Genomic DNA, 17,065 nt, shown 5'->3' on the forward strand with positions numbered 1-17,065 from the left:
GTTGAAGCAACTTCAAAAGTGATGTTAAAGGCGGGTAGCCGCAATGAAAGTTTGCTATATTTATTTCTCATTTTAGAACTATGAAACGAATATTGTTAGTTGCCTTTGTGATGGCTTTTGCCTACGCTCCTTCTTTTTCGCAGTCTGATACAACCATCAAGTATTATTCGAAAAATGGCAAGGAAACAACGAAAGATAGTGCGGCGAGTTATGTAAAATTTTTCAGGCAATCGAACCTGTGGCACGGAATGGAATACTATACAAAAAGGAACGTGTTGAAATCGGAAGGGGACTATAACGAAACAAATTTGCAAACGGCCGTTGGAAGTGTGAACTATTACAAGGAAGATGGAAAGCTGGACTACACGACCGAGTTCGCGGATGGAAAGCCTTTAAACAAAACATATTTCCACAAATCGGGCGATAAGAAATCATACACATTGTATTCGGATAAAGGGATACAACTTCAAAAGGGCTGGGATGAAAGCGGCAAGGAGTTAAAGGATTTTGTCGTCGAGCGCGAAGCCCAGTTTAAAGGCGGCACCGAAGGTTGGAAAAAATATTTAGAAAAGAATTTAAATCCTTCAATCCCCACAGCTGTTGGCGCACCTCCTGGCAATTATGAAGTCCAGGTACAATTCTTAGTTGATAAAGACGGAATACCTACAAACCTGAAAGCTGTTTCAGTACCACCCAAATGCAAGGCATGCGGAGCAGAAGTATTAAGGGTCCTTAGAGAGTCTCCGAAATGGGATCCCGCAATATTGAATAATGAACCTGTTATTTATGAAACGACTCAAACCATTACTTTCCAACCTGTAGAAGGTGTAAAGAAAGGGTAATGCAATGCCGTTGGTACTATCGCTGACATTGCAATAACCTGATGAAATCATAATAGAAAAGCAGTTCGTTTTGACTGACTTATTTTTTAAATAGAAGAGGCGTGAACTCAAGCAGGTAGCTTCTCCAATTGCTCCAAATATGACCCCTCGAGCTTTCAACATATTTATAGGGAAAATGTATTTTGTCTAGAATTTTTTTATACTCCTGCAACGGTTCGTATAGCATATCCGTTTTGCCTATTCCCATCCAATAAAGCTTGATACCTTTCTTCATCTGTGCAGCCAGCTTGTTTTCCAAATCATTGTAAGCCGGAAGGTTCATGTTCACTGTTTTGAAATTAATGCCTGGCGAAAAAAGTCCGACATAATCAAATAGATCAGGATGGTTGGCAGAAACAAACAACGAATGAAATCCCCCCATCGAAAGGCCCGCAACGGCTCTTTTAGATTTCATGGCCTGGGTACGATAATGCGTATCAACGAAATCGACGATCTCTTTAAAAGACAGCTCGTAGCTTCCTTCTTTGTAGCCGGGAAGGGTATTGCTCATAACAGGTCGATAAGCCAGGTTTTCTTTTGTTTCTCCCGGTGCTGCCTGCTTCGAAGGATTTCCGTTTGGCATCACCACGATCATTGGTTCAACTTTCCGCTCAGCAATTAAGTTGTCCAAAATCCTTGGTACCGCGCCTAGCGTTACCCACGCTTCTTCGTCCCCGCCGCTGCCATGTAACAGGTACAGAACCGGGTATCTAGTTTTGCTCTCTTCGTATCCTGGCGGAGTGTAGACAGTCATCCGCCTGCTTGTTTTAAATGCTGTTGAAGGATACCACGTACGAGCCACACTACCGTGCGGGACCTCTTTTACGCTGTAATAATCGCCCTTTCCATTATTCGTGATTAAGACACTGAAAAGATTACCAACGTCCCTGCAGACAAAAGGATTAACCGGATCAAGCAGCTGAACACTATCAACGGTAAACGTATACAAGTACATGTCTGAAGGCAGGCTGGCAACAGTAAAACTCCACACACCACTTGCATCTTTTGTCATTGTGCCTTTCCCTCCGTCAGCCTCCCAATCACCTTTGATTGACACCGATTGTGCAAGAGGCGCTTTTAACCTAAACGTCACACTGTTCCCTTCACTTATCTGCGGAGAAACAAGGCTTCCCTGCCTAAAGCCGGTGTTTTGCTGTGCCCGTACTCCAAAACTCACGATTGCAGTTAAGATGATAGTTAGCACCTTTTTCGTAATCAATTTTTGTAAAGCCAAAAATCGATTTGGGAGATTAAAACGGGCTTGTTTTCTTAAGGCTGGTTCTAGTGGATTTATCATATTTAGAAACTTACTTTTTAAAATTCAAATTGTTTATGGATGGAAAGGAAAGTATTTTTTATTCCACCATAATAAAGTTAGGGGGAAACTCACTGCTGTAATCATTAGTATTAAGACTTGGTCATCGGTATCTTGAACAGATAATAGACGGTAAATTTTTAGGATACAGACCTAGGTAACTCCGATTGATCATTGTTGCGTCGCATTTCGTTCATCGGTAGTTCTTCGATTTAACTTTCAAAGGTCTCTTAATCACTCTGACATTTCTGAGGTTGGAGCGGCAAGTGTTCCAGGTGCAATTGCGTTTGCCATTATTGTTTTGTACTTTGTTTTTCTCTCGCTTGCTATCCTTCCTGATACCCACCACCGAAACTTTATTCTTCACAAAAAAAAACAGTAACATGCTTGAAACTTCAGCTATCGACATTAAGGAAGTAATTTCAGAAACTTTGCCTACCCGGGCTTATGCTGCCCAAAGTTCGACGTCACAATTAGAACCATGGAATTTTGAACGAAGGGCACTTCGGCCTCGCGACGTTCTAATAGAAATTCGATATTGTGGCGTGTGTCACACCGATATTCACTTTTTAAAAAATGATCTTGGCTTCTCAGTTTATCCATTAGTACCCGGACATGAAATAGTTGGGATTGTAACGCGGATAGGAGACCAGGTAAAAAAGTTTGGTGCGGGAGACATTGTAGGTGTAGGGTGTCTCGTCGAATCTTGCAGGACTTGTGCGAATTGCATGGAAGGAGAAGAACAATATTGTCTTAATGGCGCCGTGTACACTTACAACGGAATAGAAAAAGAAACAGGCAACAACACTTACGGTGGTTACTCAGACCAGATTGTTGTGAACGAAGATTTTGTTTTAAAAGTTTCTGATAAATTACCGTTGGACAAAGTAGCGCCTCTTTTATGCGCTGGCATCACTACCTATTCACCCCTACGAAGATGGAACATAGGAAAAAATCACAGAGTTGCTATCATAGGGCTGGGCGGTTTAGGACATATGGCTATAAAATTTGCACGTTCATTTGGAGCGGAGGTTACCCTGCTAAGTACTTCACCATCAAAGGAGCAGGATGCACTTGCATTAGGAGCTCATAAATTCGCCGTTACAACAGACGAGGCAGAAGTGCAAAAGCTAGCAGGCTATTTTGATTTCATATTGGATACAATTTCTTCCCAGCATGATTTGAACGTTTATCTCGGTATGCTCAAGACTCACGGTTCACTTGTTTACCTCGGCATTGATCCTGCTCCATCACAAATAGCTTTGGTGTCAATGGTTTTTTCAGGTAAAAACTTGGCCGGTTCCCTCATTGGTGGAATTGCAGAGACACAGGAAATGCTAGACTATTGTGCTGAACATAATATAACATCCGATGTAGAGTTGATTGATATAAAAGACATCAATCAAGCGTACGTAAGAATGGTAAACAAGGATGTTAAATACCGTTTTGTGATTGATATGGCTAGTTTGTAAGCGCGACCAGATTTCTACTCCTTCAAGCTCAGCAATGGTAGAGCTGTAAATTATAGATTACCCTTAATGTGCCTGTTGCAGTTTTCAATTAACAGCAACAACGAATGAAGAAATTTTTCAAGAATTTACAAGGTGGCTAGCTAACTCTTACATACTGTTTACAATTATCTTTATTGTACAACTTCTGTATGAATCGTATTGATCGTCTCGCTGCTATTGTTATACAACTTCAATCGAAGCGATTGGTGAAGGCGCAGGATATTGCTGACAAATTTTCGCTTAGTCTTCGTACAGTTTATCGAGATATTAAGGCTTTGGAGGAGGCAGGCGTGCCTGTAACAGGTGAAGCCGGAGTTGGCTACCGCCTGATGGAAGGTTATAAGCTTCCACCGGTTATGTTTAATGAAGATGAAGCTACTGCGCTATTAACCGCAGCTAAGCTAATGCAATCAATGAGTGATGAAAGTTCGTCCAAACATTACACTACTGCCCTTGATAAGATAAAAGCTGTATTAAGGCTGGCAGAAAAAGATCATCTGCAGGAGATCGACGACCATATTGCAGTGGTTTCACATCCCGCAATTGCGCAAAGAAAGCCACCTGAATTACACCTTGCAAAAATCCTAAAGGCAATTGCATCCGCTTCAGTTCTAACAATCGATTATACCTCAATAGAAAAAAGGGAATCGGTACAACGAAATGTCGAACCAATAGGCATCTATTTCCAGGGCAGTCATTGGTACTTAATCGCTTTCTGTCAGTTAAGAAATGATTACAGAAACTTTCGAACTGACAAGATTAATAAGATCACGCTTTCGAACGAAAAAATTAAGCAAGCCCATCCTCCTTTGCAGACTTTTATCTGTCGGGTTACCGAACAAAGGCAGTTGCAAAAAGTGTTGATTGAGGTAGATAATCGCGTGCTCAAATACTTGGGAGAACAGAAGTATTACAACGGTTTTGTGAGTGAGGAGGTCGTAGGTAATAAAGTACGAATGACATTTTTGAGCGGCTCCCTAAAAGGTTTTGCACGGTGGTTTATGCTGTTTGGTGACCGGGCAAAGGTTATTGAACCAATAGAATTGAATAACCTGGTTGTGGAGATAGCTCGCGGCATTTTAAGTAACATAGAACAAGAGCAAATGGTGATAGCATAACCTCTTCCTTCTTACGTAGACGCTTATTTACATTAGAAAAAAGTTGTTGAACCCTACTGACATACTGTTGTCACTGCCCACTTTTAGTTTTGCTGTAAATAAATAATTCACCTCAAAAAAGCTTAAAGTATGTACACTGCAACAACAGATCAAATTGCTTCGGTTATCACTTCTCAAGAACTACTAGCACATTGGCAAGGCCACAGAAAGCTGACCCGCAAACTCATAGAAGCTTTTCCGGAAAAGGAATTTTTTGAATATTCTATTGGTGGTATGCGCCCATTTGCAGCAATGATTAAAGAGCTTCTTGCTATTGCAGTTCCGGGGATAAGAGAGATAGTGCGCGGTGCCACAGAACAACTAGATGAAGACCTCAAAGAAGTGAACAGTAAGGCAAAGGTTCTTTCGCTGTGGGATAAGTCTACCGAGGAACTAAATAATTATTGGTCACAACTTTCTGACGAAAGATTTCATGAGACCATCCTTGCTTTTGGTAAGTATGAAGGAACTGTTTATTCATCTATTCTTTACTTTATTGACAACGAAATACACCATCGTGGACAAGCTTATGTATACCTGCGATCACTTGGTATAGAACCTCCTGCTTTTTGGGATAGATAGAACTAGATAACCTTCTGGTACCGCTAACGGAAAGAGCTCGTAGAAACAATGTTTTACGAGCTCTTTTTTTAAATGATTAAATCAGAACGCGGGACGGTTCTTAGCTGCAAAACATCAAAGAGTGATTTGTGCGTAGATTGGGGCTGCAATAAACCTATTTACGTAACCATCTTTTAAACTGAAAATTATGAATCGAGATTTCTACCTCTATGGCGGTTTTTTTTCAGGTTTAATAACTGGTGCCGGCTTATTACAAAGCATCATCTATTTAATCCTTAATGGTCAAATGTACGGGCTTGAGTCATTTACGGGATGGTTTCTGGTTAGCAATATGACTTACTTGATTGCATCCATATTCTTTCTAAAATATTATCACTCAAAAAGGTATCACTTCACCTTCTACGCATCTATCATTCACATTATTGCCGTCCTTTTTCTTTCTATTGTCTTTTATAATATGGTAGCTGCAAGAGCAATCAACAAGTTCTACTTGCCGTCTGTCTTTGTTTCTTTGGCAGCCGGTGTTTTATATGGTATGAGTCTTATATTTTCCAGAGCCAGTGAAAGAGTGTGGCTAAAAAGCGCCGGAATTGTGATATTAATTCTAGGCGTTTTGCACTTAGTCGACGGGATCTGGTATCTTAAATCTGATGATAACATCGTTAAGGCAAATTTGGATAAGGTGCGCCCCTGGCTTTCCATGATCGGTAGTTTAGTTCCTATTTTATTTAATATAAACTTCAGACAAGAAATAAAAGACATAGACGGTGAAAACTTAAATGACAACCAATATAAATTCTATTACAATTTGCTTGGCTTTGTTTCGGTAGTAGCATTTGTATTAATTGTGTTTTTCGGAGTAATCTTTGCCGGAAAGGCTTATTCAACAGTATACTGGGCGAGTAGAAATTTTGAAAAGACCCGGAAGATGGCCGAGCAATTTCAGGCACGAAACTTTGTTAATGCGGCAGGTGAAAAGTTGCGATATCGATTGTTGAAGCCAGTTGACTATGACCCTCAAAAAAAGTACCCTTTAGTAGTATGCCTGCCATATGGAGGTCAACCTGGTACAGATACTATCAGGCAAATTGAAGGAGCTTCTGCAGCCGAGATACTTTCAGAAGACAGCAATAGGAGAAAATATCCGGCATTTCTTTTTGTCCCCAATGTGCCCAACGGAGCAGGCTGGGGTGGTGTTCCCAATTATCCTACCGTTGATACCTTAGTGTTTCAAACCCTAGATGCGCTAATGCAACAAGAATCAGGAATAGATGTAAAAAGGTGTTACGTAACAGGAATATCAAGAGGCGGATATGGAACATGGCACTTTATTACAAACCGCCCCAACATGTTCGCGGCCGCCATACCTGTTTGCGGAGGAGGTGATCCTCAGCTTGCACCAAACATTGTGAATGTTTCTGTTTGGGCTTTTCATGGCGAAAAAGATAAGAATGTTCCCGTAAACGGTTCCCGCAATATGATCTCGGCGATTCAAAAAGCAGGTGGACGACCACGGTACACTGAATATAAGGGTGAAGGTCATGATATCTGGTACCAGGTTAGTAAAACACCGGGGTTATGGGATTGGCTATTTGCGCAAAAGCGTAATTAGCGCAGTAAGACAAACAGGGAGAGGGGTATGTCTTTATTAGCCGTCAAGTTCGTTGTATTCATAACTCAACTTGGTTTGCAACCAATAAACACAGCTCTTTACAAGAAAAAGTGGGGCTAGCTATAATTGTATATTAGCCCTTAGCCACTCAATAGCCCGTCTATAATAGTAGATAATGTTAGCGTACATCAAGTTAATAATTGGGTTGTAATCTAAGGCTTATTTAGCAGCAATTATAGGGAGTAATCTCGTTTTTAAAGCTTCTTTTTAATTCCGTGTCATCATTATAATTTGATATACCTCCAGACACTAAATTGCTTTCGTCTTGCGTTATTAAAGTATCATATGCGTTGTAGTTGAAAGAGATTCAACCGATCATCATTGATAACAATTTCGTGTCGATACAAAAACTAACCAATACCACTTTTTAGAGATTATGAGGCTTCTTTTTAAAACAACCCTATTTTTCCTTTTTTTCCTGTCCCTTATTACCAAATCTTTCTCGCAACAGCCCGGAAAGAAATCGTCACCTTTTCGTTTTTTGATTAATGGTGCTTTAGAAGTTGGAGGTGATAAAATAGCGGAGGTCTATTTTACCAACGGTAACAAGCAAGGTGTGCGGACGGGCCAAGGAATATCAATCGGAGTCGGAGGCCAGTTTCAAATGCCGGGGGCGGAAAAATTTTTGTTACGTTCCACTGTCGGTTTTAAGTATGTTACTACTGCAGCTGACAATGCACATATCCGATTAACAAGGGTACCAATAGTTGTGACCGCAAATTTTATGGCGTCTCCGAAACTGCGTTTGGGTGCAGGTTTATCAATGCATAAAAGCATAAGTTTTAATACTGATGGGGTCGGTGAAGATTATCACTTTAAAGGAGCTAATGGACCAACGTTTGAGATAGCGTATGCGGGGGTAGGTCTTACTTACACGGCGATGAAATATGAAGACCAGTCAAATCACAGCTACTCCGCAAATGCGATAGGTTTATCGTTTTCTCTGGTTATACCAAATAGGTAAAATACATCCATTACATCTTTTAGGTTTGACTGTTTTATCAAACTTACTTTTAAGAAATCGAACGCTGCTAACTTTATGAGATTTGTCGGTCTGTTTATTATATTAACAACCTTTTCAATGGCAGCTAAGGCTGCAGATCCCATACCCGGCTACATTGTATTAGTCAATAATGATACAGTGAAGTGCAAATTTAAGACGGGAGGTTTTATACTTGCAAGTAACTTTTTCAATAAACTAACGGTCATAAACGACCAGGGAGAAGAGCAGGTTTATCATGCAAGTGATAAGAAATTAGTTGCTTTTGGTTTAACGCAGAACGGTAGAAAGTATGATTACCTGTACATGGACGTCAAACCTAAAACAGACAACGGGTTTTATTTACGCATAGTTAAAGGGGGAAAGTACCAACTGTATAGCCACCAGGTTGCCTCATCATCCGGAATGTTTAGTTCTCTATCGCCTATATATGTTTTATATAACCCCTCAGGAGAGTTTGTAAAGTTTGAGCCTTGCGTACTATGCCCTTGGAAGAAACACTTGCGGGAACTGCTTAAAGATGACCAAAAAGCGCTGGATGAAATAAACAACATCCCATTTCCTCCCAATATACCCAAGTTCGTTGTCGAGATTAATAAAGAGTAGCAGGAAATCATTTGTATAAAACACAAAACCCCTATAAAATGTACACTTTATAGGGGTTTGTCAGTTTTGATACTTTCGTAGTGGCCTCGCCAGGAATCGAACCTGGATCTGGAGCTTCGGAAACTCTTATACTATCCATTGTACTACAAGGCCGGAGGGTTGCAAAAGTAATAGTTACTTACCAAAAGCACTTATATTGCTGCCAAATATCTTTACAGCTATCGCCAGCAGGATTACTCCGAAAAACTTTCTAACTGCTATCAGGCCGGCTTCCCCAAGTGCTCTTTCTATAAATTTCAATGACTTTAAAACGATATACACAAGAACGAGGTTTGCAAGAATTCCGAGCAGAATATTAATTTCTTCAAAATTTGCTTTCAGCGACATTACAGTAGTTAGTGTACCGGCTCCCGCAATTACCGGAAATGCAATAGGAACCACTGTTCCTGCCCGGGCATCTTTTTCGCTCTTAAATATTTCGTGACCTAACACCATTTCGAGCCCGAGTAAAAATATAACGATAGAGCCACCAATAGCAAAAGACTGGATTGTTACACCCAATAATTTTAAAAACGGTTCGCCCAGGTACAGAAATCCAACCATAAAAAGCCCTGAAATAATGGTTGCCCTAAACTCTCTTATTCCACCCATTTTTGTATTTAGAGAAATGAGTATAGGTATAGATCCAATTGCATCTATAACAGCAAAAAGGGTAAAGCTGACGGTAAGAAAATGTTGTAGGTTGAATTGCATAATCCACTGTTTGAAACAAAATTAAACCACCTATGCAAGAGGAAGCTTTGATTTTTCAAATTACAATGCCGACCCTGTTCGGCTACAAATTTCTTCGGTTTCGATTAAGCACGCTTTACATAGACATTCATCATACTGCTTTGCTAAAAATTCCCTCGTTGCTTGTGATACATACACTTCCATGCACTGGCAAATAGTGATGCTTCCCGACTTGCATTCAAACGATTTATTGCAGCAAGGGCATGTTTTGGTTTCATGCATCATACAAAGCTTTTGATGAAAGAAGTTGTTTAGTTGAAGAGTGCGACGCAACGATGCCTCATTGTTGTTTGCTGCCAGGCTCATAAACTTCTTTTATTGGCCGTGCAGACAATCCTTGTGGTTCAGCGTTGCGTCGCAATTCGTTCATCGCTCTTGCTACCAGGTAGCTTTTTTAAATGCCTATTATTACCAGCTGAGTACTACTCCGCCATTGAACATGGCAGGTATAGAATTGTAACCCCTGACATCAAAAAACTTTGTATTGAAAATATTTTGGCTGTCAGCAAAAAACTTCACGTACTTGTTTAAAGTAAAGTCAGCATGAGCCCCGGCAATGAAATAGTCTTTTAATAAAACGTCAGCTTTTTGATAGCCGCCTACATCCTTGCGACTGCTTACATACTTGCCCGTGATGGAGACGTATAACTGGTTAGATGGCTGCCACCCAATGCTTGCATTGATTGTATGAGCAGGCCGGCGTAAAGAATAATCATAGGTAACAGTATCCTTATTAGTAACGCGATTTTGAGTCGTCTCTTCTGCAGCAATCCAGGTATAGTTTGCAGAAAGGGTAAATTGTTTAACCGGCCTTACAGTAGTTTCAAGTTCAAGACCATCTACCACCTGTTTTACGTAATTGAAATATTTGAAGCTGATGTAATTGTAGTCTATCCCGTTGTTTATTTTCCTGTTGAAAAAGACTGCACGGCTGCTTATCTTTTCGTTGTTAAACTGCAGGCCGCCTTCATAATTTACAGACTTCTCTGCTTTAAGGTTTTCATTGATGCTTAACTGGTAAAGTGTCGGCGCCTTAAAACCACTTGCAACACTTGCAAATACTCTCATTTGATTTGTAAAAGCATAAGAAGGATTAAATGTGTAAGTGTTATTGGTTCCATACCTGGAGTGCTTGTTTATCCTTCCACCCAATTCGATATTTAATTTACTATTAGCGCTGCTATAATTTATTGAACTGTATACCGCTTCCTGGTGAAGTGACGCATCAAAAGGTTTAGGGCTATATGGGCCAAAACTCGAAACAGAATAATAATGATTGTCATAAGATGAAAACCTGTAGTCTGCACCAGCCAGCAAAGTAAGAGGCTTAAGGACTTTCAGACTTGTATACAATTCGGCAAACTGTGTCTTACCAAAGTATCTATTGTCTTCGAAGATTGTGCTTGTTTTATAAATACTATCATTAAGGTAGTCTCGTGTAAGCTGACTAAATTGATAAGTTCCGTTTATAGTTGCAATACTTTTTTTGTATGTAAAACCGGCGCCACTGGTAAAGCTGCTATTACTAATTGAATAATCTTTTTCATCTGTAAAAACCCCTGCGTCGATGTCTGCTTTATACTTGCTGTACATTATAAAAGACTTCAGCGACAAAGCTGGCGACGCCTGAAATAACAGTTGTGCATTTGTCACGTTTCCATCGTAACGGTCTTTGTCGAAGCGTTTGTTGCCGGTGCTGTCGTAAGCAGAAGAAAAGCCATTTGTAAAAAGCCTCGCATGGCGAACTGAATAAGTGAACTTATCCTTTTTTCCAAATAACTGCACATTTCCCTTGAAAGTACCAAACGTGCCTTCGCTCAGCGTTGCCTTTACGTTTACCGCTTTCGCCACATCCTGGCTGACAGTGATAATATTAATTACTCCGGCGATAGCATCGGAGCCATAGAGAGTCGACTGCGCACCCTTACAAATTTCGATGCGATCAATATTGTCGAGTGAGAAAAGATTAAGGTCGAATTCGTTATTAATCATAGATGGGTCATTTACAGGAATGCCATCTAAAAGGATTAAAGTACGGCCCGATGCTGCACCACGCACGTAGATCGTTTGCACCGCACCAGCATTGTTAAGTGCGCCGTTTATGGTAACTCCCGCCTGCTCGTTTAGAAGTTGCGAAAGTGTTTTACCACTACTCTTCTCAATTTGATCTTTATTAATTACAGTGATCACCTTGCCGGTAGTGCTTTGCTTCTGAGGGTATTTGTTTGCGGTCACAACAACCTCGTCCAGCCTATTTCCGTGGAGTGTGTCTGTTTGAGCGTTAGTGGCAATTGCTGCCAGAATAAAAAATGATGTAAGTAATTTCTTCGCCATAGTCATTTGATTTACTATGAACCTTCGGAAAAGAAATAATGAGAAATGGAAAGGCCCGTGCGCACCAGGCGATTACATCTCTTGCTTTTCACCCGAAAGCCCGATGATTAAATAATTTGAAAGGCAGGTCTTCTGGCTTGGTCTCAACCTGATAGCCTTCCCATGATTACACAGTGGCTTTTAATATCAGGTTGTTTTAAACACCTCTACTAGGGTTTGAAGGACCTTTACAGCTACGGGGATAGCGCCGGAATTTCGCCGGCTTCCCTTTTAATCCCGGTTTTTATACGGGAACCATTCGCTGCAAATGTATAGGAACGAGTTTGAGGAAGGAAAAAATTATTTCTATTATTTATCGTGCTCTACTGCCACAAAAAAATTACGGCATCATATTTTATTTATTTTAATTGATAAAAAAAGTGCAATGAATATTGTTGACATTCTTCTTATAATCGTCATTCTCTTTTCTCTATATAATGGCTGGGTAAAGGGATTTATCATCGGCACACTTGAACTGCTCATGTTTGCAACCGGGATAGTGCTGGCACTATTAACCTATCCTTACATTGCCGCCTTTCTCGAAAAACATGCTCCAAGTCTGGGCATCTGGACAGTTCCGCTTTCATTTATTATAGGTTTGATACTTATTCGAATACTTCTCTCAATTATCGTAAACCAACTCTTACAGCTGGTACCGGCCACTGCTCATGCAAGTACGGCAAACCATGCATTAGGTATTTTGCCTGGAGCAATCAACGGCATTATTTGGGCGACTATCATTTCTGCCCTTTTATTATCCATACCTTTTTCAGATGGCCTTTCTGCAAAAACTCGTGACAGCGTATTTGCAGAAAAGATGGCCGACAAAGTAGAATGGCTGGATGAAAAGTTCTCGCCGGTTTTTGACCAGGCAGTAAACAAGACACTTAACAAACTGACGGTAGAACCTGAGTCTGAAAAATCGATCAAGCTACCTTTTAAGGATGCTGACCCAAAAGTTCGTGAAGATCTTGAGGCAAAGATGCTGGTACTGGTAAATGAGGAGCGTCAAAAGGCTGGTTTAAAACCATTAAAATTCGACCCTGAAATGTTGGAGGTAGCACGCGCACATTCGCGTGATATGTTTGCAAGAGGATTCTTTTCTCACATAACGCCGGAAGGGTCATCACCATTTGACAGGATGAGAAAAGCGAAAGTGAGATTTTTAGCTGCAGGCGAAAACCTTGCTTTAGGTCAAACCCTAAATATTTGCCATCGGGGTTTAATGAATTCTCCCGGCCATCGCGCCAATATTCTCAATCCAGCTTTTGGCCGGTTAGGAATAGGCATCTTAGATGGAGGATTTTATGGATTGATGATTACGCAAAACTTCAGAAATTAGGTACTCCCCCAGCTACCTGAATTTATATACAAGGCCAGGCATCAACCCTCCTGCACCCGGCATGTATTGGATGTTTAAGGAAATGTCTCCTTTTTTCTTCTTAACCTTTCCCGTCCTTATTAGGCGCGAATAACGGTGATAGTTATTAACCACCTGTGTACCGCACGCCAATCCTAATAAAGCTCCGGCAAATATATCTGTCGCCCAATGACGATTTTCTATAATTCTGCTAAAGCTGACTAAAGTAGCCATACTATAAGATATAATAGGAATAGCAGGAACATTTTTATATTCCATCGCATACACCCGTGCAGCAGCAAAAGCAAGTGTTGCGTGCCCCGAAGGGAAAGCGCTATTGCTACCATAAGGGATAGTATAGAAAGGCCCATGAAAACGAGACGAATTCATAGTTGAGTTGGCGTCTATATCATGCGGTCTCAACCGGCCCGAAAGGGTTTTAAAGAGTGTTGACCAGAAGGTAGAAGTAATATAAGCTTGCGTTGCAAGAGCGGTCGTTGTTCTAAGTTTTGGGTTTTTAAAAATAAACCCATAGGCGGCGATGCCGGCAAAAGTTCCTACCTCATATACTCCACCTATGTCCGTAATTGTCTTGCTGTAGTTGCCTAAAGTGGGGTTTCCTCTTCGCAGCCCCGACGCCCATCTCTGAATTGGCTTATCAACAAAACTTATCCCTATCGTAGCGCCAACAAGTGTAGCCCCTGTTAGCCACGCTCTTTTGTTGTTGATATCTAATGGAGATAATGCTTGTTGCTTAAAGTCATCTAGTAATAATGTTCCAAATACTCTCGCATCCATGCTTGTACGCTCGTCGTAAAAGCTAGGTTCTGTCTGGTTATGTTGCCCTGTTGTATCTGTTTGTTTTTTAAGGCTGTCGAGTCTGTTAATTATTGTGTCTGTCCGTTGTGCAAAGCCAATAAAAGGAGTAATGAAAAGAAAAACAATAATAAATCGTACAACGAGCCTCATAAATTTTTTTCTAAATTTTTACAAAACAGATGCCAGCACAAGCAGTAGCTTTTGCAGGCATCAATATAAAAAAGATTTTTTTAAAAGCCATTTTTGTTCAAACGACAAATCCCTTCTTAACATTGTTGTGTCACTCACTTGTACAGTAAGTTTTTTATTCAACTTTTACTAAACGCCGCGATACTGTGCTGTTATTTATACGCGGCTTGAAAGCAAACTATGGAGTGGTGACAGACACCGGTAAAATTTTGCCATTAAAAAATTGATGACCGGTTAAAGCGAAATCAGCAATCAACTTTCCCATCTCCGATGCTTTTACAGGCGATTGGTAACCCGGAAAAGCTTTTTCCAGCATCTCTGTTTGTGCAGATCCAAGCGCAAGACAATTTACCTTGATCTTACTTTGCTCTAACTCTAAAGCCAGGCATTCGGTCAAAGTATGAAGAGCGGCTTTGCTTGCCGAGTATGCTGCCAAACCCGGAAACTTTATACTTCCCTGGAAGCCGCCCATGCTACCAATATTTACAATGTGGCCGCCCTGCATCGACATTAGGGGAAGCAAATTTTGGATCATTTTTATATGCCCGAGAAAGTTGCTTTGAAGCATCGATACAAAATCAAGCTGGTCTAACTCAGTAAATGGTTTGTTTATTAGGGCACCCGCATTGTTAATCAGAATATCAACATTACCAAGGCTTTTGGTCAAATAAGGTATCAACTCCAGGTCATAGTCACCGTGAATGATGTCAAACTCTATTGGAAATAAAAAACCATTAGGGTGGCGCACCTGCGCTATGTCTGCCAACTGTTCCAGCTTGTCTCCCGATCGCGCGAGAGCTACCACTTTGTTTGCCGGGTCTTCTATTAGCTGAAGTGCAGCTTCAAAACCTACCCCGCTACTTGCACCTGTTATCACAATATTCATACGTTACACTTTAGGTGTTGCTAATTCAGTTACAGGATGTTTAATCAAATAAAAACCATCGGTAATCAATTTCTTATACCCGGGTTCAGTACTGGCTTTTTGATCGAGATAAGTAGTTATTTCTTTAGCAGTATCAGTGTAAATATTTTCCTGCTCAAACAATTCGAGTACTTCTAGCGAACAAAGCCAATCATCCCGGAACTGGTCTTTTAAACTGCTCCAGACCACTGGTAACTTTTCGTAGTTATTATGTTGCTCCCTTACATTCCGCACCGTTTGAAATAACTGCTGGTACAACTTCTCCTCATTAGTATAATCGTGATGATAAGTTTTAGTATCAGACATTAAAGGGATTTCTTCAAAAGAGTCTTTATCAGCAGCACCGCAAAAGACTGATACTATTTTCTCACCTACAGCCATGTCATAATTTCCCCATGCAGGTTCAAAGTACGTTTTTCCTTTTTCATCTTTTACAGTGCAATTTGTAAAAGTTATAATAAGCACTTGCTGGTTTTCTACTGTGATGTTTGAAACCAATCCTTCAACTGAAATACCGCTTTCAAAAAACAAAGTTGTTTGCTGTCCATTAATAATTCCGGTTTCAGCCAATTCTGCAGCAGTCCAACTCTCAAGAGGTTTTGTGTATCCTTTTAACTTGCCAACAGGTGATGAAAATCCGTCTTTGTGATATTGCTTGTCTTGCCCTGGCATTTGCTTGTTTCGGAATGAAAGCGCAGTTGGGCCGGTAGTTTTAATGAATTGAACATGATTTTCCTTTGAAACAAAATCAGTAAATACACCGGAAACCTGCAAGCCCGAACTATAAACCGCCGTACAAACATTTTTACATTCAATAGCTTTTTCTAAGCCTTCTGCGCCGCCTCTTCTAAAAGCCATTGTGTTTGCAAAAGCCTCCAACACATCTACCAAATTTTGAAAGGTCGGGGTAACAAAGAGTTGAGGTTGTTCTTTAGTAATGTCGTACGTGTAATTGACTGCATCACTGGTGTACCATATTTTTTTCACTTCCGGCTTCATGCAACTTGCACTCTCGCCAATGGAAGACAAGAGACCCGCACCATAAATTTTAGGATTTTCAAGGGTTCCGATAAGTCCATATTCCACTGTCCACCAATGCAAGCGACTCAGCAAAGCCATCTCTGAAGGCTCGCCTAAATTTTCCTGGCAGTACTCAACATTTTTCTGTGCTTTTGCTATATTGGCAGGGTCTGCGTCAGGCATTTCTTTTAAAATTGATAACTCCCGAATTGCCTCATACAGTTCGAAGTCTCTCGACGAAAACATAGCCTTCGCACCTATGGAACCAAAATAACTTAAGTATTTATTATAATCAGAATCAGCAATGATAGGAGCGTGACCAGCAGATTCATGAATGATGTCAGGAGCCGGGGTATATTCAATATGTCTCAGTTGGCGGATGTCTGCCGCAATTACCAAAACCCTGTAAGCCTGGTATTCCATAAAAGCTGCGGGCGGTATAAATCCATCTACCGTTACTGCACCCCATCCTATTTTGCCAAGCGCATCATTCATTTCTTGCAGGCTTGGAATCTTTTCTATTGTAAGTCCGGCTTTATGCAAGCCAGGGATATAAGGATAATAAGCAACGTCCTTCAAATAGCTATAATTCTGCCGCATCACATACCGCCAAACAGCATTGTCGATAGAAGAATATTTTTCATAATGCTGCTCTACAATAAATTGCTTAAGATGTCGTGGCAGCTTTGCAACCTGGGCGTTGTTAAAATCCTTGAATTCGTCCATATAAATACAAACGGTTTTGAAAGAACCGGCTACGGAAGTATAAAAATTGCGTGCCTTGATCTTTACAATAGGAGGTGAGAAATGCTACATAGAATTACTATAAGATGAACGAAATGCGACGCAACAATGACCAATCG

15 protein-coding genes, 1 tRNA gene and 1 riboswitch are annotated in these 17,065 nt (G+C 40.6%); of the genes, 8 read left to right on the top strand and 8 right to left on the bottom strand.

Annotated features, from left to right (window positions below; genetic code table 11):
* The first annotated feature begins 80 nt into the window (after window positions 1–80).
* Entirely contained in the window at window positions 81–842 is a 762-nt protein-coding gene (locus tag SAE01_RS16095; RefSeq protein ID WP_147204815.1) for an energy transducer TonB, read from the top strand.
* 79 nt (window positions 843–921) lie between these two features.
* Here the strand turns inward: SAE01_RS16095 and SAE01_RS16100 are convergent, their stop codons facing one another.
* Window positions 922–2,178, bottom strand: coding sequence for an esterase (locus SAE01_RS16100; RefSeq protein WP_147204816.1), 1,257 nt, complete (start codon window positions 2,176–2,178; stop codon window positions 922–924).
* 401 nt (window positions 2,179–2,579) lie between these two features.
* Between SAE01_RS16100 and SAE01_RS16105 the strand changes: the two genes are divergently transcribed.
* From SAE01_RS16105 to SAE01_RS16130, 6 genes are all read left to right on the top strand, one after another.
* Complete coding sequence (locus SAE01_RS16105; protein ID WP_147204817.1) at window positions 2,580–3,668, top strand: NAD(P)-dependent alcohol dehydrogenase; 1,089 nt, start codon at window positions 2,580–2,582, stop codon at window positions 3,666–3,668.
* 188 nt (window positions 3,669–3,856) lie between these two features.
* Window positions 3,857–4,825: a helix-turn-helix transcriptional regulator gene (locus tag SAE01_RS16110; RefSeq protein WP_147204818.1), complete on the top strand. Its 969-nt coding sequence runs from the start codon at window positions 3,857–3,859 to the stop codon at window positions 4,823–4,825.
* A 129-nt stretch (window positions 4,826–4,954) separates the two neighbouring features.
* Complete coding sequence (locus tag SAE01_RS16115; protein ID WP_147204819.1) at window positions 4,955–5,446, top strand: DinB family protein; 492 nt, start codon at window positions 4,955–4,957, stop codon at window positions 5,444–5,446.
* A gap of 187 nt (window positions 5,447–5,633) precedes the next feature.
* Complete coding sequence (locus SAE01_RS16120) at window positions 5,634–7,058, top strand: carboxylesterase family protein (RefSeq protein WP_147204820.1); 1,425 nt, start codon at window positions 5,634–5,636, stop codon at window positions 7,056–7,058.
* Window positions 7,059–7,494: 436 nt separating this feature from the next.
* Window positions 7,495–8,082, top strand: coding sequence for a hypothetical protein (locus SAE01_RS16125; RefSeq protein WP_147204821.1), 588 nt, complete (start codon window positions 7,495–7,497; stop codon window positions 8,080–8,082).
* A gap of 117 nt (window positions 8,083–8,199) precedes the next feature.
* Window positions 8,200–8,724, top strand: a complete 525-nt coding sequence (locus tag SAE01_RS16130; RefSeq protein ID WP_147204822.1) for a hypothetical protein — start codon at window positions 8,200–8,202, stop codon at window positions 8,722–8,724.
* Window positions 8,725–8,805: 81 nt separating this feature from the next.
* On the opposite strand, the gene SAE01_RS16135 is transcribed toward SAE01_RS16130, so the two are convergent.
* The 4 genes from SAE01_RS16135 to SAE01_RS16150 all read right to left on the bottom strand — a co-directional run bounded on the left by SAE01_RS16135 (window position 8,806) and on the right by SAE01_RS16150 (window position 11,850).
* Window positions 8,806–8,877, bottom strand: a tRNA-Arg gene (locus SAE01_RS16135).
* 21 nt (window positions 8,878–8,898) lie between these two features.
* Complete coding sequence (locus tag SAE01_RS16140; RefSeq protein WP_147204823.1) at window positions 8,899–9,477, bottom strand: MarC family protein; 579 nt, start codon at window positions 9,475–9,477, stop codon at window positions 8,899–8,901.
* 60 nt (window positions 9,478–9,537) lie between these two features.
* Window positions 9,538–9,822: a cysteine-rich CWC family protein gene (locus SAE01_RS25205; RefSeq protein WP_147204824.1), complete on the bottom strand. Its 285-nt coding sequence runs from the start codon at window positions 9,820–9,822 to the stop codon at window positions 9,538–9,540.
* 102 nt (window positions 9,823–9,924) lie between these two features.
* Window positions 9,925–11,850, bottom strand: coding sequence for a TonB-dependent receptor plug domain-containing protein (locus tag SAE01_RS16150; protein WP_170234174.1), 1,926 nt, complete (start codon window positions 11,848–11,850; stop codon window positions 9,925–9,927).
* Window positions 11,851–11,955: 105 nt separating this feature from the next.
* Window positions 11,956–12,164: riboswitch (cobalamin riboswitch) on the bottom strand.
* 110 nt (window positions 12,165–12,274) lie between these two features.
* Between SAE01_RS16150 and SAE01_RS16155 the strand changes: the two genes are divergently transcribed.
* Window positions 12,275–13,231 carry a CvpA family protein gene (locus SAE01_RS16155; protein ID WP_147204826.1) on the top strand — a complete coding sequence of 319 codons (957 nt, stop codon included), beginning with the start codon at window positions 12,275–12,277 and terminating at the stop codon, window positions 13,229–13,231.
* A 12-nt stretch (window positions 13,232–13,243) separates the two neighbouring features.
* On the opposite strand, the gene SAE01_RS16160 is transcribed toward SAE01_RS16155, so the two are convergent.
* The 3 genes from SAE01_RS16160 to SAE01_RS16170 all read right to left on the bottom strand — a co-directional run bounded on the left by SAE01_RS16160 (window position 13,244) and on the right by SAE01_RS16170 (window position 16,928).
* Window positions 13,244–14,218, bottom strand: coding sequence for a phosphatase PAP2 family protein (locus SAE01_RS16160; protein ID WP_147204827.1), 975 nt, complete (start codon window positions 14,216–14,218; stop codon window positions 13,244–13,246).
* Window positions 14,219–14,435: 217 nt separating this feature from the next.
* Window positions 14,436–15,143 (bottom strand): SDR family NAD(P)-dependent oxidoreductase, encoded by a 708-nt coding sequence (locus SAE01_RS16165; RefSeq protein WP_147204828.1) that lies wholly within the window; start codon window positions 15,141–15,143, stop codon window positions 14,436–14,438.
* 3 nt (window positions 15,144–15,146) lie between these two features.
* Window positions 15,147–16,928, bottom strand: a complete 1,782-nt coding sequence (locus tag SAE01_RS16170) for an aromatic amino acid hydroxylase (protein WP_147204829.1) — start codon at window positions 16,926–16,928, stop codon at window positions 15,147–15,149.
* Window positions 16,929–17,065 lie beyond the last annotated feature (137 nt).

It is taken from the genome of Segetibacter aerophilus, from assembly GCF_007991655.1.
In the GTDB taxonomy this organism is placed as follows: domain Bacteria; phylum Bacteroidota; class Bacteroidia; order Chitinophagales; family Chitinophagaceae; genus Segetibacter; species Segetibacter aerophilus.